Here is a 25,717-nt window from a genome sequence, read left to right as displayed (position 1 = left end):
GGCTGTCCGGGCTGCGGAATCCCCCTCACGCACCGCTCGGTGGTGGATCTGGGTACGGCGTCAGGGAGCTGCCTCAGCCGGCGAGCGAGGTGCCCGCGGAGCGCAGGTTCTCGCACGCCTCGACGATGCGCGCGGCCATGCCGCCCTCGGCGGCCTTGCCCCAGGCGCGGGGGTCGTACTGCTTCTTGTTGCCGACCTCGCCGTCGACCTTCAGCACGCCGTCGTAGTGGGCGAACATGTGCGCGGCGACCGGGCGGGTGAAGGCGTACTGGGTGTCGGTGTCGACGTTCATCTTCACCACGCCGAAGTCGACCGCGTCGCTGATCTCCTGCGCGGTCGAGCCCGAACCGCCGTGGAAGACGAGGTCGAAGGGGCGGGCGTCGGAGCCCAGACCCAGCTCGGAGGCCGCGGCCTCCTGGGCCGACTTGAGGATCTCCGGGCGCAGCTTGACGTTGCCCGGCTTGTAGACGCCGTGGACGTTGCCGAAGGTCAGGGCCGTCATGTAGCGGCCCTTCTCACCGGAGCCGAGCGCCTTGATCGTGGCGATGGCGTCCTCGGGCGTGGTGTAGAGTTGGTCGTTGATCTCGTTGGCGACGCCGTCCTCCTCGCCGCCGACGACGCCCACCTCGATCTCGAGGATGATGTTGGCCGCGGCGCAGCGCGCCAGCAGCTCCTCGGCGATCTGCAGGTTCTCCTCCAGCGGCACCGCCGAGCCGTCCCACATGTGCGACTGGAACAGCGGCGCCTCGCCGCGCGCCACGCGCTCGGCGGAGATGTCGAGCAGCGGGCGGACGAAGCCGTCGAGCTTGTCCTTGGGGCAGTGGTCGGTGTGGAGCGCGATGTTGACGGGGTAGTTCTTGGCGACCTCGACGGCATAGGCGGCGAAGGCGACCGAGCCCGTGACCATGTCCTTCACGGACGGGCCGGAGAGATACTCCGCGCCGCCGGTGGAGACCTGGATGATGCCGTCGGAGCCGGCGTCGGCGAAGCCCTTGAGCGCGGCGTTGAGCGTCTGGGACGAGGACACGTTGATGGCCGGGTAGGCGAAGGACCTCTCCTTCGCGGCGTCCAGCATCTGCGCGTAGACCTCGGGGGTGGCGATGGGCACGGCGGTTCTCCTCAGCTGTGGTCCTGCAGGCGTTCCCAACCCTAGTGGCTACCCACCGGTCGCGAACCGGGCGAGCAGCCGTCTCACCCCGTGACAACCGAAGCAGCCGCGACTCCGTGTTGACCGGTGGAACACTCAGCACGGGGGAAGGACGTCGCATGGACACCGAGATCGACTGGCAGCGCGAGCTCGACGACTCGTTCGGGAGCGCACCCGACGTCCCAGCCGGGCTCTACGTCGCTGCCGGGCACCGGGCCGTACGCCGTCGCCGCGCCAGGTCGGCTGCCATCGCGGCGTGCGCCGCGGCCGTCGTCGTCGGGGCCGCCTGGGGCGTGGCCCCGGCGCACTCGCCGCGCAGCACCGAGACACCGGTGGCCACCGACCCACCCGCGCCGACATCCCCCTCGCCGACGGGTTCGCCGGCCCCGTCACCCCAGGACGAGCCGCACCTCTTTCCGTGGCGCAAGGGCGAACCGCCCGCACGCACCATGCCGCCCGACGGGCTCGAGATCCGGCAGGGTGCCGTCGTGCACGAGCGCCGGGACGACCTGTTCCCGGGCAAGGCCACCGAGTCGGCAGCGCTCGACATCAGCTATCGCGGCGATCGGTGGTGGCTCGTGCTGGAGTGGGACGACGGCGGCAGCAGCATGTCGTCCACCCGTCCCGAGGACGGCTTCGCCGACTCCTTCGACGCCTTCGTCCGCGCCGAGGTGGCCAACGGCGGGATGACCTCCGCACCTGCCGACGACGTCCCCGGCCTGGCCGGCGGCCTGGCCACGTGGCACGGGGGCAACCTCGAGGCGGCGCCCGGGGTCACCGTGGTCAGGCAGGTCGAGGACCCCGTTCCCGGGGACGACTCGCTCGGACTGGTGCTCCGGTCCGAGGGTCGGACGACGTGGGCGCTGTTCACCCAGGGCGGCGACGCGTCGGCGTGGGAGCTGGAGGCCGAGTCCGGCTGGCTCACGTTCGACCAGTGGCTGGCCGACCACGTGGCCCTGGAGACGGGCGGACCGCGCGTGCGTCTGGTGGAGCTGGAGGACGACGGCACGGTGCGACCGGCGGTCGCCGGCGTCGAGGTCCTCGACCAACGGGCCCGACCCGACCTGCCGGCGTACGGCACCAGCGAGGTGCCTTCGGCGCTGGCCCTCGTGAGCTGGCAGGGGGAGCGCTGGTTCGTGCTCGTCCTGCGTTTCGACCGGGAGGACGGCGTCACGACGTTCGCCGCCGAGAAGGCGGACGGCGCAACGACGCTCGACGACTTCATCGCCTTCGCCGGGGACCGCAGCGACGAAGGTGGTCTGCGGTGAGGCACGACGCAGCGTTCTCGGACTTCGTCGCCGCCCGGCAGACGCACCTGCGCCGCATCGCGTACGCCCTGTGCGGCGACTGGCACCGCGCCGACGACCTGCTCCAGACCGCCCTGACCAAGCTCTACGTCGCCTGGCCGCGGATCCGGCACGAGGGCAACGAGGACGCCTACGTCCGCCAGATCATGGTGCGCGCCAACATCGACGAGTCGCGGCGGCCGTGGCGGCGTGAGAGGCCCAGCGACGAGGTCCCCGAGCGGGTCGACCAGGTGGGCACGTCGGTGGAGGAGCGCTCCGCGCTCTTCGACGCGCTCCAGGCGCTCCCCGAGCAGCAGCGCAAGGTCGTCGTGCTGCGGCACTGGCTGGGGCTCTCGGTGCGCGAGGCCGCGATGGAGCTCGGCGTCAGCGAGGGCACGGTCAAGAGCCACAGCAGCCGCGGCCTCGCGGCGCTGGAGGTCGCACTCGCGCCCCAGCGCCACGGCTGACGCGCGGCAGACTGCACCCGCACGGGTATGGCGTGGCACCCGCGTCAGGCTTATTTTGACGCGATGACCCGTCGACCGGCGAAGGCTGCAGCCCAGCCCTGGCAGCGGATCGGCACCCGGCGGTGCCGCAGCGCGGTCACCTGGACCGCGACCGGGTCCGGGGTGTCGTGGGGACATCCCGGCCCCGGTCGCGTCACCCGGCTCAGCCGCGCCAGGCCTGTTCGCCGCCGAGGTCGGCGTACGCCCTCACCCAGCTGTGCATCGCGATGGCGGCGGCCGAGCTGGCGTTGATCGAGCGGGTCGAGCCGAACTGGGCGATCGAGAAGGTGCCGTCACACGCGGCGCGCGCGGCCTCGGAGAGGCCCGGCCCCTCCTGCCCGAACAGGAAGCACGGCCGCCGCGGCATCTCCATCGTCTCGAGGTGCAGCGAGCCGGGCAGGTTGTCGATGCCGAGCAGCCGCACCCGCTCGCCGTCCTGCTCCGGCAGGGCGTGGAGGTACGCCGCGAGGCTCGCGGCGTCGGGGTGGTGGCGCACGTGCTGGTAGCGGTCGGTCACCATGGCGCCGCGCCGGTTCCACCGCCGGTTGCCGACGATGTGCACCTCGGCGGCGAGGAACGCGTTGGCGGTGCGCACGATCGTGCCGATGTTGAAGTCGTGCTGCCAGTTCTCGATCGCGACGTGGAAGCCGTGGCGCCGGGTGTCGAGGTCGGCCACGATCGCCTCGACGCTCCAGTAGCGGTAGCGGTCGACGACGTTGCGGCGGTCGCCGTCGCGCAGCAGGTCGGGGTCCCACCGCTCGCCCTCGGGCCACGGACCCTCCCACGGGCCCACGCCGACCTCCGGCGCACCGTGGGGCATCGGGTCGTAGGGGGCCCGCTCGTCGTCCTGCACCCCTGCACCCTAGGGACCGCTCCCGATCAGGTCCGAGGCGGAGGCGCTGGCTAGGGTGGGTCGGTGAACGCACTGTGGGACGTCCATGCGTGGTCCGGGGCCTGGTCGGGCGCCGCGCTCCATCCGATGCTGCTCGGCATCCAGTGGATGGACCCCAACTGGCTGCTCGACCGCTTCGGCACCGAGCTGTTCTGGATCAGCCTGCTGATCGTCTTCGTCGAGTGCGGCCTGTTCTTCCCGATCCTGCCCGGGGACACCCTGCTCTTCGCGCTCGGGCTCTTCATCGCCACCGGGCAGCTCGACCTCTTCCCCGGCCCGGCGCTCGTCGAGCTGCTCATCGCGATCGCCGTCCTCACCGCCGGTGCGTTCATGGGCAACGTCGTGGGCTACGAGATCGGGCGCCGGATCGGCCCGCCGCTCTACGAGCGCGACGGGCGCATCATCAAGCGCAAGTACTTCGACCAGACCACGGCCTTCTTCGACCGCCACGGCAACAAGGCCCTCGTCATCGGTCGCTTCGTGCCGTTCGTGCGCACCTACATCACGGTCGTGGCCGGGGTGACCCGCATGGAGCGGCACCGGTTCTTCCTGTGGAGCCTGGTGGGCGCTGTCCTGTGGGTCGTCACGATCTGCTCGCTCGGCTACTTCCTCGGCGACGCCTTCCCCGGACTCGGCTCGAGCATCGACAAGCTCGTGCTCGTGATCCTGGCCTTCTCGGTCGTCCCGATCGCGATCGAGTGGTGGCGCCACCGGCGCACCGAGGCCGCGGGCGCCGAGGTCGGCGAGCACGACGGCGGCCCCGACCGCGACATCACCGGCCGCGACGCCGACTGAGCGACGTACGTCGCCTGGGCGGGCGTCAGCCGCGCGCGGCGTCGAGGTCGGCGCGGGTCAGCACCGACCGGACCTCGAGGTCCACGTCGGCCAGCGGGTTGCCCTCGGGCGAGCGGTCGATGGCGCACACCACGACCTCGACGACCGCGCCGAGCTCGCGCAGGGCGTGGGTGGCGTCGCGGACCGCGCCACCGGTGGTGATGACGTCCTCGATGATCGTGATCCGGCGACCGGCCACGTCGGGGCCCTCGGCGAGCTTGGCCGTGCCGTACTCCTTGGCCTTCTTGCGCACGAACAGCGCGGGCAGGCCGGTGCGCGCGCTCACCATCGTGGCGAGCGGGATGCCGCCGAGCTCGAGCCCGCCGAGCAGCTCGGTGCCCTCGGGGAGCAGGTCGACCATCTGCGCGGCGACCCGGTCGAGCAGCGCGGGCTGGGCCTCGAAGAGGTACTTGTCGAAGTAGGTGTCCGCGACCTGCCCGGAGCGGAGGGTGAACTCCCCCGTGAGGCGGCAGGTGGCGTCGATGTCGGCGGCGAGGGCGGCGTCGGTGGTCACGCCCCCGACCCTAGCCACCGCGGTGGGTAGCGTGAGGGGGTGACCGACGCGCAGCCGCTGTCCCCGCCACTCTCGACCCGGCTGGCCCACGTGCCGCCCACGATCTTCAGCGAGATGTCGGCGCTGGCGGTGCGCACCGGGGCGCTCAACCTCGGCCAGGGGTTCCCCGACGTCGACGGTCCCGCCTCGGTCGTCGCGGCCGCCCAGGACGCGCTGGCGGGCGGCGCCAACCAGTACGCCCCCGGCATCGGGGTGCCGTCGCTGCGCGCCGCCATCGCGCGCCACCAGCAGCGCCACTACGGGATCGAGCTCGACCCCGACCGGGAGGTGGTGGTGACGACCGGTTGCACCGAGGCCGTGGCCGCTGCCCTCCTCGGGCTGGTCGACCCGGGCGACGAGGTCGTGGTGCTCGAGCCCTACTACGACTCCTACGTCGCGATGCTGGAGATGTGTGGAGCGGTGCGGCGTCCGGTCACCCTGCGCGCCCCCGACTTCCGCCCCGACCCCGACGAGCTCCGCGCGGCCGTCACCGACCGCACCCGGCTGATCCTGCTCAACACCCCGCACAACCCGACCGGCACGGTGCTCACCCGCGAGGAGCTGCAGGTCGTGGCGGACCTCGCGATCGAGCACGACGTGATCGTGGTGACCGACGAGGTCTACGAGCACCTCGTCTTCGACGACGCCCGCAGCGCCGAGGGCCACGTGCCGATCGCCACGCTGCCCGGCATGCGCGAGCGCACGCTGACGCTGTCCAGCGCGGGGAAGAGCTACTCGTTCACCGGCTGGAAGGTCGGCTGGGCCACCGGCCCCGCGCCGCTGGTGCAGGCGGTGCTGGCGGCCAAGCAGTGGCTGACCTTCACCTCCGGGTCGCCGCTCCAGCCGGCCGTCGCGCACGCGCTCGACCACGAGCCCGACTGGCCGCGCGAGCTCGCGCGCGACCTGCAGGCGCGGCGCGACCTGCTGTGCGAGGGGCTCGCCGCGGCCGGGCTCGCGCCCCGGGTGCCCGAGGGCACCTACTTCGCGACCACCGACATCTCCCACCTCGGCTGGGCCGACGGCCGCGAGTTCGCGCTCGCCCTGCCCGGGCGCGCCGGCGTCGTCGCGATCCCCACGCAGGGGTTCTACGACGACGCGCAGGCGGGCCGTCAGCTCGTGCGGTGGGCCTTCTGCAAGCAGCCCGACGTCATCGCCGAGGGCGTACGCCGTCTCGCGGCCGCCGACCTGTCGCGCTGAGCGACCAGCGGGGGGCTCAGCGGCCGGGGTGGTCCTTCGGCGGGTAGTCGCTGCCACCCGGCGCCGGGGGCTGGCCGTAGGGGTTGTCGGACCCGGGAGGCTGCTGGCCGTAGGGGTTGTCCGAGGCCGGCGGCTGCTGGCCGTAGGGGTTCCCCGAGGACGGGTACGTCGGCTGGTCACCGTAGGGGGTGCTGCCGTAGGTCGCGCCGGGATAGCCCCCGCCGGACGGGGTCTGGACGTGGTTGAACCAGTCGCCCGCACCCCCGACGAAGAGCAGCACGATCACCGCGACCGCGGCGATCAGGGTGGGGGCGGATCCGCCCCCGCCCGAGAGCCCCAGCAGCGAGAACACGGCCGTCACCGCAGAGGAGATGACGAGCAGGATCCGGGCGACGTTGGAGCGGCGCAGCACGAAGACGGCGAGGACGAGGGCGATGAGTGCCCACAGCATGAGGAAACCCAGGATCGCGATGACAGCACCGACCGCGGTGTCGGGATCGATGCCGGAGCTCTGGAACTCCGGGACGTCCTGGATCTCGCGGACGAAGTCGTCGCGCGCGACGAGGAAGACGAGCACCCCGAGGCCGAGCAGCAGGAAGGTGAGGCCGGAGAAGACGATCGTGATCCAGCCCGCAGCGGTCACCGTGCCGGGCCGCTTGTCACCGACCGGCTGCGACGTCCCCCAGGTCGGCTGCTGGCCGTAGGGCGAGGTCGGCCCCGAGGGCTGCCGGCCGTAGGGGTCGCCCTGCGGGGGCTCCTGGCCGTAGGGGGAGTGCGTGGGTCCGGGCTGGTCGCTCATGGCCTCATCTCACCACGTCGGCGGTTGCCCGGCGAGGCGTCAGCGCGGCTCGAGCGCGAACCAGCGACGTACGTCGCCGCGCCGCAGGCACACGACCGTGGCGACGGCGGCCGCCGCCGGGATGAGCGTGAGGGGGGTGCTGACGACCAGGGCGATGCAGGCGCCCGCGCTGAACGCGGCGCTGACGATCAGGCCCCGCCTCGCCCAGTCGCGCCGGGCCATGGCGAAGCCGGCCAGGACCAGCGCGAGGCCGCACCACACGATGAAGCCGCCGGCGAGGGCGAACACCGTGCTCTGCACCTGGTCCAGGGTGATGCCGTCGTCGAGCAGGTCGGGCTGCTGCTGCTCCAGCACGCTCATCAGGAAGTCGGGAGAGAGCCCCGCGATCGCGATCCAGAGCAGCGACAGGCCCAGCAGCCCACCGGCGGTGACGACGGTGATGACGAACGCCGCGACCATGGCACCGGGCCGGGTGCGCAGCAGCTGCTGGCGGGTGCCCACGCCCGCCGCAGGAGCGGCGTCGGGCGCGAGCGGCTGGCCGTAGGGCGAGTGCGTCGCCCGGACCGGCTCCCCGAACGGACGGGTGGACGGAGGCGGACCGGCGTCCGGCGCGGGAGGCCGCGGCGCGGACCACGCGGAGCCGTGCTCGTCGGGGGTCGTACGCCGCTGGGCGGGCCCCTTCTTGTCGCGCACCTGCCTGTCGGGCGCGGGCGACGGCGGCGTCCAGCGCCCCGTGGCGAACCACTCCCGCGCCGGGGCGGTCCACAGCATCACCGCACCGGCGGCGACGAACGAGCCGGCCAGGCCGCCGGCGGCGAGACCGGTCACGAAGACGGGGACGGCGAAGACGGACAGGCCGAGCCGCGCGGAGCGGTCGGGCTTGCGGACGTACCAGCCGAGCACTCCCGTGGCACACGCCGCGGCGGCGGCGACCATGCAGGCGATGCGGAGGGCCTCGGTCGCGCCCGTGACGTCGAGGCCGAGGGAGGAGAACGGCGCCTCCCCGAGGAAGTCGCGGATCGCCTGCTGGGTCTCCAGCGAGCCCAGCGTGGAGACCTGCTCCCACGCGGCGAGGAGCACCATCAGCGAGGCGAACATGACGATGCTCGACGCCAGGGTCACCTGGGGCGGGCGCTGCTCGGTGGGCTGGCTCACCCCGCCATTGTCCCCAACCAGCCCAACGACGCCCCATCGGCGTCGCGCGGGTCGTGCCGGGGTCGGTCTCGGTGGCTCTGACAGGCTGGCGACATGCACCCCGACGCCTGGCTGGTCGTGATCGACCCGCAGCGCATCTTCGCCTCGCCCGACAGCCCCTGGGGCTCGCCCATGTTCCCCGCGGTCGTCGAGCCCGTACGCCGCCTCGCGGCCGTCGCCGGCGAGCGCACCGTCGTCACGCGCTGGGTGCCCGGCCGCGACCCGCAGGGCAGCTGGAAGGCCTACCTCGAGGCGTGGCCCTTCGCCGACGTGCCCGACGACGACCCGCTCCTGGGGCTGGTGCCGGAGCTGGCCGACCTCGGTCGCCGGGTGGTGTCGGTGCCGACCTTCGGCAAGTGGGGAGCCGAGCTGGAGGCGATCACCGGGCCGACGCCCCACCTCGTGCTCACCGGCGTCTCGACCGACTGCTGCGTGGTCTCGACCGCGCTGGCGGCCGCCGACGCCGGTGCGACGGTCACCGTCGTGACCGACGCGTGCGCGGGCTCGACGCCGGAGAACCACGCGGCGGCGATGACCGTGATGTCGCTCTACCCGCCGCAGATCACCCTCGCCACCACCGACGAGGTGCTCAACACGTGAGCCGCGTCATCCACACGGGCCAGGCGCTGGTCGACGTCGTCGTCGAGGTGCCCGACCTGCCCGCCCGCGGCCAGAACGTGATGGCGTCCTCGGCCACCGACTACGCCGGCGGCGCGGTGACCGTGCTGGTCGCGGCCGCCCGCTTCGGCGCGGAGTGCGTGCACGCCGGGGCGCACGGCACCGGACCGCAGGGTGACGTCGTGCGCGCCGCGCTCGCCGCCGACCACATCGCGGTGTCCGCCCCTCCGGTGACCGGCCTCGACACCGGCATCTGCGTGGTGATGGTCGAGCCCAGCGCGGAGCGCACCTTCGTCACCACCCTCGGTGCCGAGCGGCACATCTCCGTCGAGTCGCTCGCCACCTCGGCGCCCCGCGCGGGCGACCTGGTGTGCGTCACCGGCTTCTCCCTGGCCCTCGACAGCACCCGCGACCCGCTGCTGGCCTGGCTGCCGACGCTCCACCCCGACGTCGTGGTCGTGCTCGACCCGGGCGCCGCCTTCGCCGAGCTCGCCGAGGACGTGCGGGCCGCGATGCTCGAGGTGACCGACGTGTGGTCGAGCAACGCCGAGGAGGCCGAGCACCTGCTCCGCGCCGTCGGCGACGTCCCGCCGGACGACCTCGCCGCGCTCACCACCGCGGTCGCTCCCCTGCTGCGCGGCGACGCCGTGGCCATCGTCCGCGACGGACCCGAGGGCTGCGCGGTGCGCGTGGGCGGCGAGACGACGTACGTCGCCGGGTTTCCGCAGAAGCCGGTCGACACCAACGGGGCCGGCGACACCCACACCGGCGCCCTGCTGGCCGAGGTCGCGGCCGGCACGCCCTGGGTCGAGGGCTGCCGGCGCGCCAACGCGGCCGCGGCCATCAAGGTCACCCGCCGCGGGCCCGAGTCCGCGCCGACCGCCGCCGAGGTCGACGAGTTCCTGGCGGGACGCGCATGAGGGCCGACGTCCTCCTCGTCGGCGCCGGCGACCTGGGCGCGGCCGTCGGGCTGCGCCTGGCCGACCTCGGGCACGACGTGCTCGCGCTGCGTCGCGACGCGGCCCGCGTGCCGCCTCCCTTGGTTGGCCGCTCGGTCGACCTGACCCGCGAGGCGCCCGACCTCTCCGACGTACGCCCCCGCTTCGTCGTCGTCGCCCTCACCGCCCGCCCACGCACCGAGGAGGCCTACCGGGCGACCTACGTCGACGGCATGGCGCGCGCGCTCGACGCCCTCCCGGAGCCGCCGGAGCGGGCGGTGCTGGTCTCCTCGACCGCGGTGCACCCGAGCCACGACCTGCCCGACCTCGAGGACGAGAGCGTGCCGGCGGCCCCGGCCGACGGGCCGGGCCGGATGCTGCTCCTCGCCGAGGAGGCCTTCCGCGACCGCGTCCCGCACGGCACCGTGCTGCGCCTGTCGGGCCTGTACGGCGGTGCCAGCACGCGGCTGCTCGACCAGGTGCGCGAGGGCCGGATCACCGACCCGCACCGGTGGACCAACCGCATCCACCGCCAGGACGCAGCCGCAGCGGTGGTCCACCTGCTGACCATGCCGGCGACGCCCGAGCCGCTCTACCTCGGCACCGACGACGAGCCGGCCCAGCTCGGCGCAGTCGCGGCACACCTCGCGACGCTGCTCGGGGCGCCTGCTCCCCCGGCCGCCGATCCCGCCCAGGGGCACGGCAAGCGGTTGTCCAACGCGCGGCTGCGCGCCACCGGCTGGGCGCCGGCGTACGCGAGCTTCCGCGAGGGCTACACGCGGCTCACATCGTGACCGGGTTGCCCCCGGTCACCGCGATGACCTCGCCGGTGACATAGCTCGACTCGGGCGAGGCCAGGAAGACGAACGCCGTGGCGACCTCGGCGGGCTGGCCCGCGCGACCCATCGGCGTCTGGGTGCCGAAGTCCTTGACCTTCTCCGGCGGCATGGTCGCCGGGATGAGCGGAGTCCAGATCGGGCCGGGGGCCACGGCGTTGACGCGGATGCCCTGCTCGGCGACCGACTGGGCGAGGCCGCGCGTGAAGTTCACGATGGCGGCCTTGGTGGTGGCGTAGTCGAGCAGCTCGGGCGACGGCGAGGACGACTGCACCGACGAGGTGTTGATGATGCTCGCGCCGGCCTTCATGTGCGGCAGCGCCATGCGGCACAGCCAGAACATCGCGTAGACGTTGGTGCGCATCACCCGGTCGAGCTGCTCGGTGGTGATGTCGGCGATGCCGCCGGGCTGCGCCATCTGGTAGGCCGCGTTGTTGACGAGCACGTCGATGCGACCCAGCTCGGACACCGCGCGGTCGACGAGCGCCTGGCAGGCCTCCTCCCGCACGAGGTCGGTCGGCACCAGCACGGCCCGACGGCCGGCCGCCTCGACGATCCGCGCGGTCTCCCTCGCGTCGTCGTCCTCGCCCTCGAGGTAGGCGATGACGACGTCGGCGCCCTCGCGGGCGAAGGCCAGCGCCACGGCCCGGCCGATGCCGGAGTCGCCGCCCGTGATGACGGCCACCTGGTCGAGCAGGCGGTCGTGCCCGACGTAGGTGTCCTCGCCGTGGTCGGGCTTCTCGCCCATCTCGGCGGTCACCGACGACGGGTCGCCGGGAGCCGGGAGCTGCTCGCCCTCGGTGTCGGGCTGGTCGTGGGCCTCGGTGGGGTCCTGACGGGTCTGCTCTGCGTCGCTCATGGCCTCGTCGTACCCGGCACCGGGCCGCCGATGCGGCCCACCCCCCACCCACCTGGGTGGCAATCCGGCGATCGTCGTGACACAGGCCCGCGGAGCCCTCATGATTGCCGCCGTGATGACCACCGTCGAGCACCTGGACAGGTGCCCCGTCTGCAACCGCCGCACGCTCCACCGCCGCGTCGTGCAGCTGGACGCCGACGGCCGGATCGTCGAGGACGTGCGCACCTGCGTGGTGTGCGCCAACCGGGCGGCGGGTGGCGACCCGACCAACCCGGTGTTGCTGATGAAGGAGTCGCGGGCGATGAAGCGCAAGCAGCGCGCCCAGCCCTTCCGCAAGCGCAGGGCCTGACTCAGGCCCCCCGCGCCATCTGCTCGAGGGCGACGAGCCCCGGGCCCGTGCTGGCGGCCAGCCGCGCGCGCACCCGGTCGAGCTCCGGCGACCCGGGGTGGCCCGGCGGGACGCGCGCCGGGTTGAGCGCGACGGTGGCGGCCCAGTCCGCGATGTCGGGCTCCGCGCCGAACGCCATCGAGGCCCGTGTGCCGCGCACGTTCATCTCGGCCCACTGGGCCAGCGAGTCGCCGAAGCGCGAGGGCGGGCACAGGCGGTTCTTCTCGTCGTCGTCGTCGCGCGTCGCCTCGACGTAGCCGGTCACCGCGGCACCGAAGCACGGGAAGCCCGCACGCACCGGCTGCAGGGTGATCAGCCCGGGCTGCCACACCGGCACCAGCGGCGGGTTCTTCAGCCCGTCAGCCGCGCAGTGCACGACCACGGCGTCGTCGGGGACCTGCACGGTGGAGCCGTCGGTGAAGTGCAGGCGACCGCGCTCGACCGCGGCGAGGTGCCCGCGGCGTACGACGTCCTCGACCGAGCGCAGCAGCGCGAGCTCCCACTCGCCGAGCGTCGGCGCCTTGGCCATCGTCGGAGTCACGGAGCGGTCGATGCGCAGCATGACGCCCGCCTCCTCGAGGCGCAGGAACACCTCGTCGAGGGACGTCGAGGCCGCGGCCGACTCGAAGATCGCCGCCGGCACCCCGAGGAACACGGCGGGGTCGGGCTGGATGAGCGCCCGGTTGAGCATCCACGGGTCACGCGGGCGCACCCAGCAGATGGCGCCGGGGTCGACGCCCTGGCCGAGCAGCCACACGCACGCGTCGGTCGCGGTCTTGCCCGAGCCCACGACGACGTAGTGGCCCGGCGCCTCCTCCAGCCGCACGAGGTCGTTGACCGGCACCACCCGGGCGCCGTCGCCGACCGCGAAGGGGGGCGGCGACTCGGCGGGGATGGAGGGCGCGAGGTAGCGGGCGTCGACGATGCGGCAGGGCTCCGGCACGACCCATCGCCGGCCCGAGACCCGCGAGACGACGGTGCGGTCACCGACGAAGTCGGCCCCGGTGAGCAGCTCGACGCGACCGGTGCGCCGCATCCGGTCCGCGGCCCGGGCGAAGTAGGCGACGATCTCGGGCTGCGAGGCGCGCTCCTGCAGGCCCGCCTCCGGTCCGTGCTCCTGCAGCCGGCCGCCGCCGAGCATCGTGGACGCGACGCCGTAGAACGACGCCGACTGGTGCAGCCGCACGAACGGGTAGGCCTCCAGCCAGTGCCCGCCCGGCGCGTGCCGCCGGTCCACGACGGCCACGCGGGCATCGGAGTGGTCGACGAGCGCGTCGGCGTACGCCATCCCCATCGCGCCGGCACCGACCACGAGGTGGTCGACGTCGAGTGTCTCCTCCATGGGTCCACGGTGGCAGCCGCGGGGCGCGGCGTCCATGCGCCCCGCGGGCCTGGGCGGGTGGTGCGACTCAGTCGAGGACGGCGTCGACCGTCTTCTTCAGCGCACTCGGCTGCGAGGGCTTCGTGGGCGCCTTCGCCTTCGCGGCCAGCAGCTCCTCGCCGATCTCCTGCAGCGCCTTGCGCCCGAGGCCCTCACGGACCTTCGGGAACCACTCCTGCTCCTCCTCGTCCATGTGGTGGGTGACGTTCTCGATGAGCACGGTCGTCTTGGCGTCGAAGCGCTCGTCGGTCGGCCTCATCCCCGCCAGCTCCATCACCAGGACGTCGGCGACGTGGTGCTCCTCGTAGGACTCGAGCACGTCGTCCTCGAGGTCGGGGAGCAGCTCGCGCACCCGGGGGTACATGACCTCGTTCTCGATGTAGGTGTGCTGGGTGAGCAGCTCGATCATCTTCTCGACGAGCTCGCCCTTGCGGGCCGTGGCGCCCTCCCCCGCGGACTGGAAGTCGCGGAAGACCTTGCGGACCTGCTTGTGGTCGTCCTTGAGCAGGACGATGGCGTCGTTCGACATGGTGGGGCCTCCTGGTGGGTCGTGATGACCCGCACCACGTACCCCGAAGTACGCCGGCACAACGCCGGCGGCCGGCCACGGACCGTCAGCCCGCCTCGACGACGTCCACGGCGAGCGCGCCGGTCCAGGCGGGCAGGGTGACGGTGAACGTCGTGCCCCGGCCGCGCTCGGACTCGACCTCGATCGTGCCGGAGTGTCGGTCGACGATGCGTCCCACGATCGCCAGGCCCAGACCCGTGCCGGGCTTGGCCAGCGCCTCGGGGTTGGTGGAGCGGAAGAACTCGCGGAACAGCTGCTCCTGGTCGTGCGCGGAGATGCCGATGCCGTCGTCCTCCACCGTGATGACGACCGTCTCGTCGCCGGGCTCGATGCGCACGAGGACCCGCCCGCCGGGATCGGTGTACTTGACGGCGTTGCCGATCAGGTTGGAGAAGAGCTGGAAGAGCTCCTCCGGCTCGCCCACGACCAGCGCCGGGCCGTCGGGCAGCTCGGGGATGCACTCCACGCCGCCGGCCGTGGCGGCCGCGTGGCACTCCTGCTGCACGTCGCCGACCACGCGGCACAGGTCGACCGCGATCGGGTCGAACTCGCGGCGGGGGTCGGACATCTGGGCCATGGTGAGCAGGTCGTCGATCACCGCTCGCATGCGGGTCGCACCGCGCGAGGCCGCGGCCACCGACCTGCGCGCCTCGTCGTCGAGGTCACTGACCTCGAGCAGCTCGAGGTTGGCGCTCATGGAGAACAGCGGGTTGCGCAGCTCGTGGCCGAGGGTGTTGACCACCTCCACGCGATAGCTGTCGAGCTTGCGCAGCCGGTCGACGACGGCGCGCTCGAGCTGGAGCTGGCGCGCGTTGGCGACCGCGCGGCCGAGGTCACGGCCGATGTCGCGGGCGGCGTCGAGCTCGACGTCGGTCCAGGTGCGGCTGTCGGAGACCCGGGTGAGCACCAGGAAGCCGAGGCACTCGGGGCCGACCCCGAGCGGGATGAAGAGCACCGAGCCGATGCCGATGCGGTCGAGGAAGCCCAGCAGCCGCTCGGCGTCGTCGGCGGACAGGCCGGGCTGCTCCCGCTGGTGGCGCGAGAAGGGTGCGACGTACTGGTGGTCCCAGTAGTGGTGGGCCAGCGCGATGACGTCCTCGTCGATCTCGTCGTAGGGCAGCTCGGCGTCGCCGCGCAGGGAGAACGACGTCGTGGAGGTGCCGCCGTCGACGTCGAAGGCGGTCAGCCACATGCCCACGGCGTCGAAGCAGGACACCACGGCGTGCCGGCACGCCTCGAGGACGCGGTCGAGCGTCGGCTCGCCCAGCGCCTGGCGCACGATCTCGCGCGCCTCGGTCGCCAGCCTGACCCGCTCGGAGAGCTCCTCGCGCTCGAGGGCCAGCAGGACGAGCGTGCGGGCGAGGCCGGCGTACTGGGTGAGCACCTCGAGCTGCTCGGGCCCGGGCAGCCGACCGTTGCGCGGGCTGTCGACGCCGAGCCTGCCGCGCAGCACGCCGTCGTCGTCGTAGAGCGGCGCGAAGAGGCTGTCGAGCGGGTGCCAGGCGTCGTCGCCCTCGAGCGGGGTGATGTCGGGGACGTGCATGTAGTCGACGACGTCGACCACCATGTTGTCGTGGTGCACGAAGCGCCAGGCACCCCACACCTCGGCGAGGGCGATCTCCTGGTCGATGACCGAGCTCGGCACGACCGTGCCCACGAACCCGTCGGAGACACCCGCGGCGGCGAGGACCTCGAAGACCCCGTCGCGACGCAGGGTGACGGCCGACTGCTCGAAGCCGGCGAGGCCCGCCACGCCCTCGACGAGCACCTGGAGGTGGAGCCGGGTCTGGTCGTCGGACCACGGGACCACTGCGCGGTCACGTGCCGTTGGCTGGCTCATCCCTGCCTCTCTGTCCGGGTCGCCTTGACGAGTGCCCAACTCTCACACGGGCACGGGCTGCAGTGGTAAGGAATCACACAAGCTGTTCGTCGACCACCCCTCAAGGGCGAGGATGGGCGGCATGACGGACCTGCTCGACCACCTCCGCGCCGCCGTCGGCGACGACCACGTGCTCACCGAGGCCGCCGACGTCGAGGCGTACGTCGTCGACTGGACCGGCACGCAGCGCGGCCGGGCGCTCGCCGTGGTGCGGCCCGGCTCGACCGCCGAGGTGGCCGCCGCGGTCCGCGCCTGCGCCGCCACGCGTACGCCGCTCGTCCCGCAGGGCGGCAACACCGGCCTGGTCGGCGGGGGCGTGCCCGACGGCTCGGGCAGCGCGGTCGTGCTGTCGCTGGGGCGCATGCGCGCGGTCCGCGACGTCGACCCGGTCGCCGCCACGATCACCGTCGACGCCGGCGTCGTGCTGGCCGACGTGCAGACGGCCGCCGCCGCGGTCGACCGGCTCTTCCCGATGTCGCTGGGCTCGGAGGGCAGCTGCACCATCGGCGGCAACCTCGCCACCAACGCCGGCGGCACCGCGGTGCTGCGCTACGGCATGACGCGCGAGCTGGTGCTCGGGCTCGAGGTGGTGCTGCCCGACGGCCGGGTCTGGGACGGGCTGCGCGGCCTGCGCAAGGACAACACCGGCTACGACCTCGCCCAGCTCTTCGTCGGCTCCGAGGGCACGCTCGGCGTGATCACCGGCGCGGTCCTGCGGCTCTTCCCGGCGACGCCCCGGCACGCGACGGCGTGGGTCGCGGTGCCGTCCGTCGAGGACGCCGTCGCGCTGCTCGCGCTCGCGCAGCGCGAGGCCGGCGCCCACCTCGCCACCTTCGAGATCGCCAACCGGCAGGCGCTCGACCTGGTGCTGACCCACCTGCCCGCGGCCGCCGACCCACTCCGGGCGCCCAGCGACTGGTACGTCCTGGTCGAGCTCGCCGGCACCGCCTCCGACGACGGCCTCGACCACTCGCTGGAGCGGCTGCTCGACCTGGGTGTCGACGCGGGAGCGGTCACCGACGCGGCGATCGCGACCAGCCGGGCGCAGCGCTCCGCACTGTGGGCGCTGCGCGAGGGGATCTCGGAGGTCCAGAAGGTCGAGGGCGCCACCCTCAAGCACGACGTCACGCTGCCGATCGCCGGCCTCGCTGACTGGGCCGACGCGATGGGACCGCGGCTGCAGGAGCTGCTGCCGGGGGTGCGGCTGGTGACCTACGGCCACGTCGGTGACGGCAACCTCCACTACAACCTCAACGCGCCCGTCGGTGGCGACGACGACCTGCGCGCGGCGGCCGCCGACCTCACCACCGCGGTCCACGACGCGGTCGCAGCCGCCGGCGGCTCCATCAGCGCCGAGCACGGCCTCGGCCGGACGAAGGCGGCGGCAGCGGCGTCGTACAAGTCGGAGGTGGAGGTCGACCTGATGCGCGCGCTCAAGCGGGCGCTCGACCCCGACGGCCTGATGAACCCCGGCGTGCTCCTGCCCGCGCCCTAGGCTGGGGTCCATGAAGTCCCAGACAGTCGCCCGCGTCGTGCTCGGCGGCTTCATGGTCGCCGCGGGCGTCCTCCACCTGACCACGCAGCGCCAGGAGTTCCAGGCCCAGGTGCCCGACTGGTTCCCCGTCGACGAGGACCTCACCGTGCTCGGCTCCGGTGTCGTCGAGATCGGCCTCGGTGCCGCGTTCGTCGCGCTCCCGAAGCACCGGCGCACCATCGGTGCCCTGCTGGCGGCCTTCTTCGTCGCGATCTTCCCGGGCAACATCGCGCAGTACGTCGAGGGCACCGACGCCTTCGGTCTCGACACCGACCGAGCCCGGCTCATCCGGCTCTTCTTCCAGCCCGTCCTGGTGGCGGTCGCCCTGTGGGGCGGCGGCTGGCTCGGTCGGCGCGCGTCGTCCGACGAGGCCGAGCAGGACCTGCACGAGGTCGAGACCGGCGAGTAGCACCTACAGCGTCGGCAGCCAGTCCACGCGTCCCGCGAGGGCGGCGTAGCCGACGAACGCCCCCACGTCGAGCAGGGTGTGCGCGACGACGAAGGGCATCACCCGGCCCCAGCGGCGGTAGAGCAGGCCGAACAGCAGCCCCATCGCGAGGTTGCCGACGAAGCCGCCGAGCCCCTGGTAGAGGTGGTAGCTGCCGCGCAGCAGCGCCGCGAGACCGATCGCCGCGGTGTCGCCGAAGCCGAGCTGGCGCAGCCGCACGAGCACGAAGCCGAGGACGACGTACTCCTCGAGCACCGCGTTCTCCGCGGCCGCGAGCACCAGCACCGGCACCCGCCACCACTCCCCCGGGAGCGACTGGGCGACCACGGTGAGGTTGGTCCCGAGCGCGAAGGTCGCGAGGTAGAACACGACCCCGACCGACCCGACGCCGAGCGCGAGCAACGCGCCGCGCCCCGCGTCCCGGAGCGCGAACCACCCGCCGTCACGCGCCCAGACGTCCCGGAGCCGCGTGCCCGAGCGCACCAGCAGGTACGCCGCCAGCGCGACCGGCACCAGCGCGAAGCCGATCCGCAGCAGCTGGTAGGCCAGGTCGAGCCACGGGCGGTCGGGGGCGAGCGAGTTGTTGAGGTTCGCACCCTGCGCCGACAGCGGCCCCGGGGCCGTGAGCGCGCCGAGCAGGTTGACGACCGAGTAGACCGCGGAGCGCCCCAGCGAGACCAGCAGCACGATCGCGAGCTCGGCCCAGAGCAGCGCCCTCGCCAGGTCGGGCACGCCCCCGGGGACCGGGGTGTCGCGCAGCCGCCACCACGGGCGTACGCCGTCGGTCGTCGTGGTCACGGTGCCCAGCATCCCCCACGCCGCAACGGGCCTCAGCCCGGCGGGCGCGCTGTAACGCCGGGTTAGTACATGTAGGCACCCCCGTAGAACATGGGTAGAACAAGCACCAACCCGGCGTTACAGCCGGCTGCGTCAGAGGAGCACGAGCCCGCCCTCGCCCACGTCGACCGTGACCGTGCCACCGTCGGTGACCTCGCCCGCGATCAGCTTGCGCGCGAGCGGGTCGCCGATGGCCGACTGGATGAGCCGGCGCAGCGGCCGGGCGCCGTACGCCGGGTCGTAGCCGGTCTCCGCCAGCCAGGCGCGCGCCGCGTCGGTGACCGAGATGGTGATCCGGCGGACCGCCAGCCGCTTCTCGAGCAGCGCGAGCTGCAGGTCGACGATGTGGGCCAGGTCGGCCATGCCCAGCGCGTCGAACATGACCACCTCGTCGAGCCGGTTGAGGAACTCGGGCTTGAAGTGCGAGCGCACCACGCCCATCACCGACTCCTTCTTCGCGACCGGCTCGAGGATCGGGTCGACCAGGAAGTGCGAGCCGAGGTTGGAGGTCAGGATCAGCAGCGTGTTGCGGAAGTCGACCGTGCGGCCCTGGCCGTCGGTGAGGCGTCCGTCGTCGAGCACCTGCAGCAGGATGTCGAAGACCTCCGGGTGCGCCTTCTCGACCTCGTCGAGCAGCACCACGCTGTAGGGCCGGCGGCGCACCGCCTCGGTGAGCTGACCGCCCTCGTCGTAGCCGACGTAGCCGGGAGGAGCGCCGACGAGCCGGGAGACCGAGTGCTTCTCGCTGTACTCGCTCATGTCGATGCGCACGATCGCGCGCTCGTCGTCGAAGAGGAAGTCGGCCAGCGCCTTGGCGAGCTCGGTCTTGCCCGTGCCGGTGGGACCGAGGAAGAGGAACGACCCGGTCGGCCGGTTGGGGTCGGCGATGCCGGCGCGCGAGCGGCGTACGGCGTCGCTGACGGCGGTGACGGCCTCGCGCTGGCCGATGAGGCGCTCGCCGATGACCTGCTCCATCTCGAGGAGCTTGGCGGTCTCGCCCTGCAGCATCTTGCCGGTGGGGATGCCGGTCCAGGCCTCGACGACGTCGGCGATCTGCTCGGCACCCACCTCCTCGCCGACGAGCGGCTCGAGGTCGACGGCCTCGGCCTTCTCGACCTCGGCGATCTGCTTCTCGAGCTCGGGGATCTTGCCGTACTGGATCTCCGACGCACCCGCGAGGTCGCCCTCGCGGAGCTTCTTCTCGGCCTCGATCTTGAGCTGGTCGAGCTGGCGACGCAGCTCGCCCTCGCCCTGGAGCTGGTCCTTCTCGCGCTCCCAGCGGGCCTCGAGCCCGCGCAGCTCCTCCTCCTTGTCGGCGAGGTCCTGGCGCAGCACGTCGAGGCGCTCGACGGAGGCCGCGTCGGTCTCCTTGGCCAGCGCGAACTCCTCCATCTTGAGCCGCTCGACCTGCCGGCGGAGCTGGTCGATCTCCTCCGGCGAGGACTCGTGCTCCATGCGCAGGCGCGACGACGCCTCGTCGATGAGGTCGATGGCCTTGTCGGGCAGCTGGCGGCCCGTGATGTAGCGGTCCGACAGGGTGGCAGCGGCGACGAGCGCGGCGTCGGTGATCCGCACGCCGTGGTGCGCCTCGTACTTCTCCTGGATGCCGCGCAGGATCTGGATGGTGTCCTCGACGCTCGGCTCGCCGACGAAGACCTGCTGGAAGCGGCGCTCCAGCGCGGGGTCCTTCTCGATGCGCTCGCGGTACTCGTCCAGCGTGGTCGCGCCGATCATGTGCAGCTCGCCGCGCGCCAGCATCGGCTTGAGCATGTTGCCGGCGTCCATCGCGGAGTCGCCCCCGGCGCCTGCGCCGACGACCGTGTGCAGCTCGTCGATGAAGGTGATGACCTGCCCGCCGGCGTCCTTGATCTCCTCCAGGACCGCCTTGAGCCGCTCCTCGAACTCGCCGCGGTACTTCGCGCCGGCCACCATCGCGGCCAGGTCGAGCGACAGCACCCGGCGGCCCTTGAGCGAGTCGGGCACGTCGCCGGCGACCACGCGCTGGGCCAGGCCCTCGACGACGGCGGTCTTGCCGACGCCCGGCTCGCCGATCAGCACGGGGTTGTTCTTGGTGCGTCGCGAGAGCACCTGCACGACGCGGCGGATCTCGGCGTCCCGGCCGATGACCGGGTCGAGGCGCCCGTCCTCGGCAGCCCGGGTCAGGTCGACGGAGTACTTCTCCAGCGACTCGTACGACGCCTCGGCGGCCTCGCTGGTCACCCGGCGGTTGCCGCGGACGGCCGTGATGGCCTCCCGCAGCCCGGCGGCGTCGAGGCCGGCGTCGGTGAGCACCTTCTGCGCCGACGACTCGACCGTCGCGGTCGCGACGAGCAGGTGGTCGGTGGCGACGTAGTCGTCCTTCATCGACCCCGCGAGGTCGATCGCGGAGGCGAGCACGCGGGTCAGCGAGGCCGACGCGCTCGGCTGCTGGACGGTCGAGCCGGTCGCGCGGGGCAGGGACTGGGCCACGCGCTCGGCCTGGGCGAGCAGCAGGCCTGCGTCGACGCCCGCCTTCTGCACGAGGCTGCGGGTGGCGCCGTCCTCCTGCTTGAGCAGGGCGACGAGCAGGTGGATGGGCTCGGTGGTGGTGTTGCCGCCGGTGGTGGCGGCGAGCTGGGCGGCCTCGATCACCTCGCGGCTGCGGGTGGTGAACTTCTCGGCACCGAACTGGCTCAACTCTGCTCCTTCTCATGCGTGCTCGCTGGTCGAGGAGGCGCTCTCGCGCCCGTCACGAGACCACTGTGGTCCCACTCCTCACAACGCGCCAGAAGTTGAGTCGATTCCCCTCAACTTTGGGAAATCTCGGCGCGAGCGTCCGCACGCACCGGAGCCCCGGACCCCTGAGGGTCCGGGGCTCCGGCGTACGGCCGTGCTGCGGCTCAGGCCTGCTGGCCGAGGGCGAACTGGATGTTGCCGTCCTCGTCCACGCCCCCGTCGAGCACCATCTGGTCCAGCATCTCGGCAGCCGCACCGTCGACGTAGACGGTGGCGCCGTCCTGCTCGATGACCTGGTCGGTCGGTGCCGCCTGGTCGGCCGGGCTGACGGACAGCGCCTGCCCGTCGGGCTCGGCGGCGATGCGCAGGGCGGAGATCTCCGGCACCTCGTCGGTCAGCTGCTTGACGATCTCGGTCACGTTCTCGGTGAGAGTCAGCATGGGCTCTCCAATCCGTGTGGCGAATGTGTCCCCTCCACCATGTCTCGGATCATCGGGTCGGGCAAACCCGCGGCACGTCAGGCGAACGGGTCGGGCAGCGCGCCCGGCAGCCCGGCGAGCAGCTCGCGGGCCCGAGCGGCGTGCTTGTTCTCCACGAGCACCTCGTACTTCGTGGCGACCACCTGGGTGACCGAGGAGAAGTCGCGCTGGCCGTGCGTGAACGCGTAGCCGACCAGGGCCCAGACCAGGCCGAAGGTGGCGCCCATGAAGGCGGTGCTCAGCAGCACCTCCCAGAGGTTGGAGGTGGTGAACAGTGCGAGCACCAGTCCGATGAAGACGCCGAGCCACAACCCCGACGCGATGCCACCGACGGCGATACGGCCCCAGGTGAGCCGGCCGGTGATCCGCTCGATCCGCTTGAGGTCGGTGCCGACGATCATGAGCTGGTCGACGGGGAACTCGGCGTCGGCGAGGAAGTCGACGCTCTTCTGGGCCGCGGAATAGTCGTCGTAGACGGCCAGCGACTGCGGGAACTGCAGCTTGAGCGGCGAGACGGGAGGCAGGCCCGGGGTCGGCATGTCATCACGATACGACCCGGCCGCGGAGCGGAGCCGGGCGTCTGCGACAAATCTTTACCTTCGAACTGTTTGATTCCCCAGACAGCGAGGCAGACTCGTTGTATGGCCAAGCTGATCTTCGACAACCGGTTCGTCGCGTCAGCGTTCGTGGCGCTCCTGTTCCTCAACGCGTTCGCCCTGCAGAACGGCTGGTACGCCTGAGGCCCTAGCCTCACCACGCGCATGACACGATCCTCCGGATGTCGTCCCGCGCCCTGACCTCCGACTGCTCCTCCTGCTTCGGCCTCTGCTGCGTGCTGCTGCCGTTCTCGGCCTCGTCCGGCTTCGGCGTCGACAAGCCGAGCGGACGCCCCTGTCACCACCTCACCGACAGCGACGGCTGCGGGATCCACGCCACGCTGCGCGAGGACGGGTGGCCCGGCTGCACCGTCTTCGAGTGCTTCGGCGCCGGCCAGCAGGTCTCGCAGGTGACCTACGGGGGCGTCTCGTGGCGCGAGCAGGACAACCTCGGCGAGATGGCGGCTGTGCTCTCGGTGATGCGACAGCTCCACGAGATGCTCGTGCACCTCGACGAGGCGGAGCGCCGCTCCCCCGACCCGGCCGCCGCCGCTGCGCGGGCGGAGATCACGGAACTCACCGCGGCCGACCCCGAGTCGCTGCTGCTCGCCGAGATCGACCGCATCCACGAGCGGGTGGGCGACCTGCTGGGCGCCGCGAGCACCCGTGTACGCCGCGCCCACCACGCGGCGCGCGACCGGTCCCGGCACGACCTGGCCGGGCACTGCCTCTCGGGTGACCACCGCGGCTGGTCGTTCCGCGGGGCGGTGCTGATCCGAGCTGACCTGCGCGCGGCCGACCTCGGCGAGGCCGACCTGCTGGGCGCCGACCTGCGCGATGCCGACGTGCGGGGCTGCGACCTCTCGAACACGCTGTTCCTGGCCCAGCCGCAGGTCAACGCGGCGATCGGCGACGCGACCACCGTGCTCCCCGCCGGGCTGGAGCGACCGCGCCACTGGACCGCCGCGCAGAGCTGAGTCCTCGTACGCACGCAGGCGACTGCGCCGGTGCCCGACACTCGCTCCATGGAACCCACCTCCTGGCAGCGCCCGGGCCTCCGTGCCGCCCTGCTCTACGCCGTCGCCGCCGGCCTCCTGGGCAGCCTCGTGTCCGCCGTCAGCCGCCTCGAGCTCACCCGGCGGGCCGTCCCGTCCGGGGACCTCCCCGACGGCCCCGTCATCGTCGTGGCCAACCACACCAGCTTCGCCGACGGCGTCCTGCTCGCGATCGTCGGCCGCCGCCTCGGGCGCTCGCTGCGACTGATGGCCACCGGCGGCGTGTTCCGCAATGGACTGGTGGGCCCGCTCGCACGCCGTCTCGGCTTCATCCCCGTGCTGCGCGGCACCGGCTCCGCGGCCGGCGCGCTCGACGCGGCCGCCGTCGCGCTGGGTGCCGGCGAGGCGGTAGGGCTCTTCCCCGAGGGCCGCATCACCCGCGACCCGCAGCACTGGCCCGAGCGCAGCAAGACCGGCGCCGTACGCCTGGCGCTGCGCACCGGGGCACCCGTCGTCCCGGTCGCGATGGTCGGCGCCCAGCAGGTCGTCGGGAAGACCGGGATCCTCGCCCGCCTGCTGCGCAACACCGTGCTGCGCCCTCGGGTGGCCGTCGCGGTCGGCGAGCCCATCGACGTACGCCGCCTCGCCGGCGACAGCGGCGACCAGCCGGTCGACGACGCGACCGTGCGGCGGGTCGCCGACGAGGTGATGGCCGTCCTGGTCGCCCAGGTCGCCGAGCTCCGCGGGGAGCAGGCGCCCCACCCCTGCGGGGTACCCGAGGACGCGCTGCAGGGCTGATGCTTCGCGGGCGGTGACCCAGCCACGTTCGGCGGCCTTGGGTTCAAGGTCTGGATGCAACACCTCGTAGTGAGGGGTGTTTGCGATGGCGGCTCGGCGGGTGTTTCCCCAGCAGGTACGTCGCGAGTTCTGGGGNCTTGGGTTCAAGGTCTGGATGCAACACCTCGTAGTGAGGGGTGTTTGCGATGGCGGCTCGGCGGGTGTTTCCCCAGCAGGTACGTCGCGAGTTCTGGGGTCTTGTACGTGAGGGGCTGACGGTCGCGGAGGCGGCACAGAAAGTTGGCGCGTCGAGGTTCGCTGGGATGGACTGGTACCGCGAGCGTGGTGGTGTGATGCCCCGATTGCCTGAGCCGGCCACCACGCGTCCCCGGCTAACGGTGGAGCAGCGTGAGGAGATCGCGCTGCTGCATGCCGCGAAAGTGTCGAAAGCTGAGATTGCCCGTGTGATCGGCTGTCACCGGGCCACGGTCGGTCGCGAGCTGGTCAGGGGCTCGACCGTCTTTCCCGACCGACTTCCCAGATACCGGGCGGTCACGGCCCAGCTCGCCGCCGATCACCGCGCCCGACGCGTGCGGGGCGGGAAGCTAGTAGCGAATCCTCGACTGCACGAGAAGGTGCAGGATCTGCTCGAGGATGAGTTGTCCCCTGAGCAGATCTCGGCACAGCTGAAGATCGACTTCCCCGACGACGCGGAGATGCGTGTGAGCCACGAGACGATCTACCGAGCCTTGTACGTCCAAGGGCGCGGTGAACTGCGTCGTGACCTGCACAAACGGCTGCGGACGGGCCGTGCGGTGCGCAAGGTCCGCCGGGTCGAGGGTGAGCGACGCGGCCGGATCCCCGGGATGGTCAACATCAGCGAACGGCCCGCCGAGGTCGCCGACCGGGCCGTGCCGGGGCACTGGGAAGGTGATCTGATCATGGGCTCGACGGCGTCGAACTCGGCGATCGGGACCCTCGTCGAACGCGCCACCAGGTTCGTGATGTTGCTGCACCTGCCCGAGGGTCACGGCGCTGACGCGGTCGCCGCGGCCATGGTCGACACGATGAGTCGACTTCCCGAGACCCTGCGACGCACCCTGACCTGGGACCAGGGCCACGAGATGACCTCCCACCCCGCGATTGCTGCCGCGACCGGCCTGGACATCTACTTCTGCGACCCACACTCGCCCTGGCAGCGCGGCACCAACGAGAACACCAACGGCCTGCTGCGTCAGTACTTCCCCAAAAGCACCGACCTGTCGGTCTACCAGCTCGACTACCTCGACCACGTCGCAGCCAAGCTCAACCGCAGACCCCGCAAGACCCTCGGCTGGAGGACACCAGCACAAGCACTCGACGAACTACTGTCAAACCCACCAAAACCAACCGGTGTTGCATCCACCGCTTGAATCCGCCGGCGGAAGAGGTGGCGTTGCCCTCGGCGCCACCCGACGGGTC

26 protein-coding genes are annotated in these 25,717 nt (G+C 72.5%); 13 read left to right on the top strand and 13 right to left on the bottom strand.

What is annotated here, in order from left to right:
- Positions 1–73: 73 nt before the first annotated feature.
- Positions 74–1,108, bottom strand: coding sequence for a class II fructose-bisphosphate aldolase (gene fbaA / locus ASG76_RS00130; protein ID WP_056598223.1), 1,035 nt, complete (start codon positions 1,106–1,108; stop codon positions 74–76).
- A gap of 158 nt (positions 1,109–1,266) precedes the next feature.
- On the opposite strand from fbaA, the gene ASG76_RS00125 reads away from it, so the two are divergent.
- Together ASG76_RS00125 and ASG76_RS00120 are read left to right on the top strand one after the other, a co-directional pair.
- A complete protein-coding gene (locus ASG76_RS00125; protein ID WP_056598221.1) occupies positions 1,267–2,415 on the top strand; it encodes a hypothetical protein in 1,149 nt (382 codons plus the stop codon).
- Positions 2,412–2,900: a SigE family RNA polymerase sigma factor gene (locus ASG76_RS00120; protein ID WP_056598219.1), complete on the top strand. Its 489-nt coding sequence runs from the start codon at positions 2,412–2,414 to the stop codon at positions 2,898–2,900. Before ASG76_RS00125 ends, ASG76_RS00120 begins: the two co-directional genes overlap by 4 nt.
- Before the next feature lie 202 nt (positions 2,901–3,102).
- Here the strand turns inward: ASG76_RS00120 and ASG76_RS00115 are convergent, their stop codons facing one another.
- The gene (locus ASG76_RS00115; RefSeq protein ID WP_056599398.1) at positions 3,103–3,759 is read right to left on the bottom strand and encodes a TrmH family RNA methyltransferase; all 657 of its coding nucleotides are present in this window, start codon (positions 3,757–3,759) and stop codon (positions 3,103–3,105) included.
- 96 nt (positions 3,760–3,855) lie between these two features.
- Here ASG76_RS00115 and ASG76_RS00110 point away from each other — a divergent pair, with 96 nt between their 5' ends.
- A complete protein-coding gene (locus tag ASG76_RS00110; RefSeq protein ID WP_235529354.1) occupies positions 3,856–4,626 on the top strand; it encodes a DedA family protein in 771 nt (256 codons plus the stop codon).
- A gap of 25 nt (positions 4,627–4,651) precedes the next feature.
- On the opposite strand, the gene pyrE is transcribed toward ASG76_RS00110, so the two are convergent.
- Positions 4,652–5,179: an orotate phosphoribosyltransferase gene (gene pyrE / locus ASG76_RS00105; protein ID WP_056598216.1), complete on the bottom strand. Its 528-nt coding sequence runs from the start codon at positions 5,177–5,179 to the stop codon at positions 4,652–4,654.
- A gap of 39 nt (positions 5,180–5,218) precedes the next feature.
- Between pyrE and ASG76_RS00100 the strand changes: the two genes are divergently transcribed.
- The gene (locus ASG76_RS00100) at positions 5,219–6,415 is read left to right on the top strand and encodes a pyridoxal phosphate-dependent aminotransferase (RefSeq protein ID WP_268788320.1); all 1,197 of its coding nucleotides are present in this window, start codon (positions 5,219–5,221) and stop codon (positions 6,413–6,415) included.
- Positions 6,416–6,431: 16 nt separating this feature from the next.
- On the opposite strand, the gene ASG76_RS00095 is transcribed toward ASG76_RS00100, so the two are convergent.
- Together ASG76_RS00095 and ASG76_RS00090 are read right to left on the bottom strand one after the other, a co-directional pair.
- Positions 6,432–7,214, bottom strand: a complete 783-nt coding sequence (locus ASG76_RS00095; protein ID WP_056598214.1) for a hypothetical protein — start codon at positions 7,212–7,214, stop codon at positions 6,432–6,434.
- Positions 7,215–7,253: 39 nt separating this feature from the next.
- On the bottom strand, positions 7,254–8,369 hold the full coding sequence (locus ASG76_RS00090; RefSeq protein ID WP_056598212.1) for a hypothetical protein: 1,116 nt from the start codon (positions 8,367–8,369) through the stop codon (positions 7,254–7,256).
- Between the two features lie 93 nt (positions 8,370–8,462).
- Between ASG76_RS00090 and ASG76_RS00085 the strand changes: the two genes are divergently transcribed.
- Genes ASG76_RS00085 through ASG76_RS00075 form a run of 3 tightly spaced genes read left to right on the top strand, consistent with a single transcriptional unit; the run spans position 8,463 to position 10,758 of the window.
- Positions 8,463–9,008 (top strand): cysteine hydrolase family protein, encoded by a 546-nt coding sequence (locus ASG76_RS00085; protein ID WP_056598210.1) that lies wholly within the window; start codon positions 8,463–8,465, stop codon positions 9,006–9,008.
- Positions 9,005–9,946, top strand: a complete 942-nt coding sequence (locus ASG76_RS00080) for a PfkB family carbohydrate kinase (protein WP_056598208.1) — start codon at positions 9,005–9,007, stop codon at positions 9,944–9,946. The genes ASG76_RS00085 and ASG76_RS00080 overlap by 4 nt, the downstream gene beginning before the upstream one ends.
- A complete protein-coding gene (locus tag ASG76_RS00075; protein ID WP_056598205.1) occupies positions 9,943–10,758 on the top strand; it encodes a hypothetical protein in 816 nt (271 codons plus the stop codon). Before ASG76_RS00080 ends, ASG76_RS00075 begins: the two co-directional genes overlap by 4 nt.
- Here ASG76_RS00075 and ASG76_RS00070 read toward each other — a convergent pair.
- Complete coding sequence (locus ASG76_RS00070; protein WP_056598200.1) at positions 10,748–11,659, bottom strand: glucose 1-dehydrogenase; 912 nt, start codon at positions 11,657–11,659, stop codon at positions 10,748–10,750. The genes ASG76_RS00075 and ASG76_RS00070 overlap by 11 nt on opposite strands.
- Positions 11,660–11,771: 112 nt before the next feature.
- Here ASG76_RS00070 and ASG76_RS00065 point away from each other — a divergent pair, with 112 nt between their 5' ends.
- Complete coding sequence (locus tag ASG76_RS00065) at positions 11,772–12,008, top strand: hypothetical protein (protein ID WP_056598196.1); 237 nt, start codon at positions 11,772–11,774, stop codon at positions 12,006–12,008.
- 1 nt (position 12,009) lies between these two features.
- Here the strand turns inward: ASG76_RS00065 and ASG76_RS00060 are convergent, their stop codons facing one another.
- The 3 genes from ASG76_RS00060 to ASG76_RS00050 form a co-directional block, all read right to left on the bottom strand.
- Entirely contained in the window at positions 12,010–13,389 is a 1,380-nt protein-coding gene (locus ASG76_RS00060) for an NAD(P)-binding protein (RefSeq protein WP_056598194.1), read from the bottom strand.
- 67 nt (positions 13,390–13,456) lie between these two features.
- Positions 13,457–13,957 (bottom strand): hemerythrin domain-containing protein, encoded by a 501-nt coding sequence (locus ASG76_RS00055; protein WP_056598192.1) that lies wholly within the window; start codon positions 13,955–13,957, stop codon positions 13,457–13,459.
- A gap of 85 nt (positions 13,958–14,042) precedes the next feature.
- Positions 14,043–15,836: a sensor histidine kinase gene (locus tag ASG76_RS00050; protein WP_082587133.1), complete on the bottom strand. Its 1,794-nt coding sequence runs from the start codon at positions 15,834–15,836 to the stop codon at positions 14,043–14,045.
- A gap of 121 nt (positions 15,837–15,957) precedes the next feature.
- Here ASG76_RS00050 and ASG76_RS00045 point away from each other — a divergent pair, with 121 nt between their 5' ends.
- Both ASG76_RS00045 and ASG76_RS00040 read left to right on the top strand, forming a co-directional pair.
- Complete coding sequence (locus tag ASG76_RS00045; protein ID WP_056598183.1) at positions 15,958–17,370, top strand: FAD-binding oxidoreductase; 1,413 nt, start codon at positions 15,958–15,960, stop codon at positions 17,368–17,370.
- A 10-nt stretch (positions 17,371–17,380) separates the two neighbouring features.
- Positions 17,381–17,818, top strand: coding sequence for a hypothetical protein (locus tag ASG76_RS00040; RefSeq protein WP_056598177.1), 438 nt, complete (start codon positions 17,381–17,383; stop codon positions 17,816–17,818).
- A 3-nt stretch (positions 17,819–17,821) separates the two neighbouring features.
- Here ASG76_RS00040 and ASG76_RS00035 read toward each other — a convergent pair whose 3' ends face one another.
- From ASG76_RS00035 to ASG76_RS00020, 4 genes are all read right to left on the bottom strand, one after another.
- Entirely contained in the window at positions 17,822–18,655 is an 834-nt protein-coding gene (locus tag ASG76_RS00035; RefSeq protein WP_235529353.1) for a CPBP family intramembrane glutamic endopeptidase, read from the bottom strand.
- 132 nt (positions 18,656–18,787) lie between these two features.
- A complete protein-coding gene (gene clpB, locus ASG76_RS00030; protein WP_056598174.1) occupies positions 18,788–21,370 on the bottom strand; it encodes an ATP-dependent chaperone ClpB in 2,583 nt (860 codons plus the stop codon).
- A gap of 203 nt (positions 21,371–21,573) precedes the next feature.
- Complete coding sequence (locus ASG76_RS00025; protein ID WP_056598170.1) at positions 21,574–21,849, bottom strand: iron-sulfur cluster biosynthesis family protein; 276 nt, start codon at positions 21,847–21,849, stop codon at positions 21,574–21,576.
- Between the two features lie 77 nt (positions 21,850–21,926).
- Positions 21,927–22,427: a general stress protein gene (locus ASG76_RS00020; protein WP_056598166.1), complete on the bottom strand. Its 501-nt coding sequence runs from the start codon at positions 22,425–22,427 to the stop codon at positions 21,927–21,929.
- Between the two features lie 239 nt (positions 22,428–22,666).
- Between ASG76_RS00020 and ASG76_RS00015 the strand changes: the two genes are divergently transcribed.
- From ASG76_RS00015 to ASG76_RS00005, 3 genes are all read left to right on the top strand, one after another.
- Complete coding sequence (locus tag ASG76_RS00015) at positions 22,667–23,461, top strand: pentapeptide repeat-containing protein (RefSeq protein ID WP_056598163.1); 795 nt, start codon at positions 22,667–22,669, stop codon at positions 23,459–23,461.
- A 48-nt stretch (positions 23,462–23,509) separates the two neighbouring features.
- Complete coding sequence (locus ASG76_RS00010; protein ID WP_056598161.1) at positions 23,510–24,277, top strand: lysophospholipid acyltransferase family protein; 768 nt, start codon at positions 23,510–23,512, stop codon at positions 24,275–24,277.
- A 251-nt stretch (positions 24,278–24,528) separates the two neighbouring features.
- Positions 24,529–25,668 (top strand): IS30 family transposase, encoded by a 1,140-nt coding sequence (locus ASG76_RS00005; protein WP_414858311.1) that lies wholly within the window; start codon positions 24,529–24,531, stop codon positions 25,666–25,668.
- Positions 25,669–25,717 lie beyond the last annotated feature (49 nt).

It is taken from the genome of Nocardioides sp. Soil774 (genome assembly GCF_001428125.1).
Taxonomy (GTDB): Bacteria; Actinomycetota; Actinomycetes; order Propionibacteriales; family Nocardioidaceae; genus Nocardioides.
The sequence above is the reverse complement of the archived record's forward strand: the minus strand, read 5'-3'. Positions and strand labels throughout refer to the sequence as shown.

What these genes read in the sequence shown, in the direction of transcription:
- ASG76_RS00125 (WP_056598221.1), top strand. Translation starts at nt 1,267, where the DNA reads ATGGACACCGAGATCGACTGGCAGCGCGAGCTCGACGACTCGTTCGGG.
- ASG76_RS00115 (WP_056599398.1), bottom strand. Translation starts at nt 3,759, where the DNA reads ATGCCCCACGGTGCGCCGGAGGTCGGCGTGGGCCCGTGGGAGGGTCCG.
- ASG76_RS00095 (WP_056598214.1), bottom strand. Translation starts at nt 7,214, where the DNA reads ATGAGCGACCAGCCCGGACCCACGCACTCCCCCTACGGCCAGGAGCCC.
- ASG76_RS00085 (WP_056598210.1), top strand. Translation starts at nt 8,463, where the DNA reads ATGCACCCCGACGCCTGGCTGGTCGTGATCGACCCGCAGCGCATCTTC.
- ASG76_RS00075 (WP_056598205.1), top strand. Translation starts at nt 9,943, where the DNA reads ATGAGGGCCGACGTCCTCCTCGTCGGCGCCGGCGACCTGGGCGCGGCC.
- ASG76_RS00070 (WP_056598200.1), bottom strand. Translation starts at nt 11,659, where the DNA reads ATGAGCGACGCAGAGCAGACCCGTCAGGACCCCACCGAGGCCCACGAC.
- ASG76_RS00060 (WP_056598194.1), bottom strand. Translation starts at nt 13,389, where the DNA reads ATGGAGGAGACACTCGACGTCGACCACCTCGTGGTCGGTGCCGGCGCG.
- ASG76_RS00055 (WP_056598192.1), bottom strand. Translation starts at nt 13,957, where the DNA reads ATGTCGAACGACGCCATCGTCCTGCTCAAGGACGACCACAAGCAGGTC.
- ASG76_RS00050 (WP_082587133.1), bottom strand. Translation starts at nt 15,836, where the DNA reads ATGAGCCAGCCAACGGCACGTGACCGCGCAGTGGTCCCGTGGTCCGAC.
- ASG76_RS00045 (WP_056598183.1), top strand. Translation starts at nt 15,958, where the DNA reads ATGACGGACCTGCTCGACCACCTCCGCGCCGCCGTCGGCGACGACCAC.
- ASG76_RS00040 (WP_056598177.1), top strand. Translation starts at nt 17,381, where the DNA reads ATGAAGTCCCAGACAGTCGCCCGCGTCGTGCTCGGCGGCTTCATGGTC.
- ASG76_RS00025 (WP_056598170.1), bottom strand. Translation starts at nt 21,849, where the DNA reads ATGCTGACTCTCACCGAGAACGTGACCGAGATCGTCAAGCAGCTGACC.
- ASG76_RS00020 (WP_056598166.1), bottom strand. Translation starts at nt 22,427, where the DNA reads ATGCCGACCCCGGGCCTGCCTCCCGTCTCGCCGCTCAAGCTGCAGTTC.
- ASG76_RS00015 (WP_056598163.1), top strand. Translation starts at nt 22,667, where the DNA reads ATGTCGTCCCGCGCCCTGACCTCCGACTGCTCCTCCTGCTTCGGCCTC.
- ASG76_RS00010 (WP_056598161.1), top strand. Translation starts at nt 23,510, where the DNA reads ATGGAACCCACCTCCTGGCAGCGCCCGGGCCTCCGTGCCGCCCTGCTC.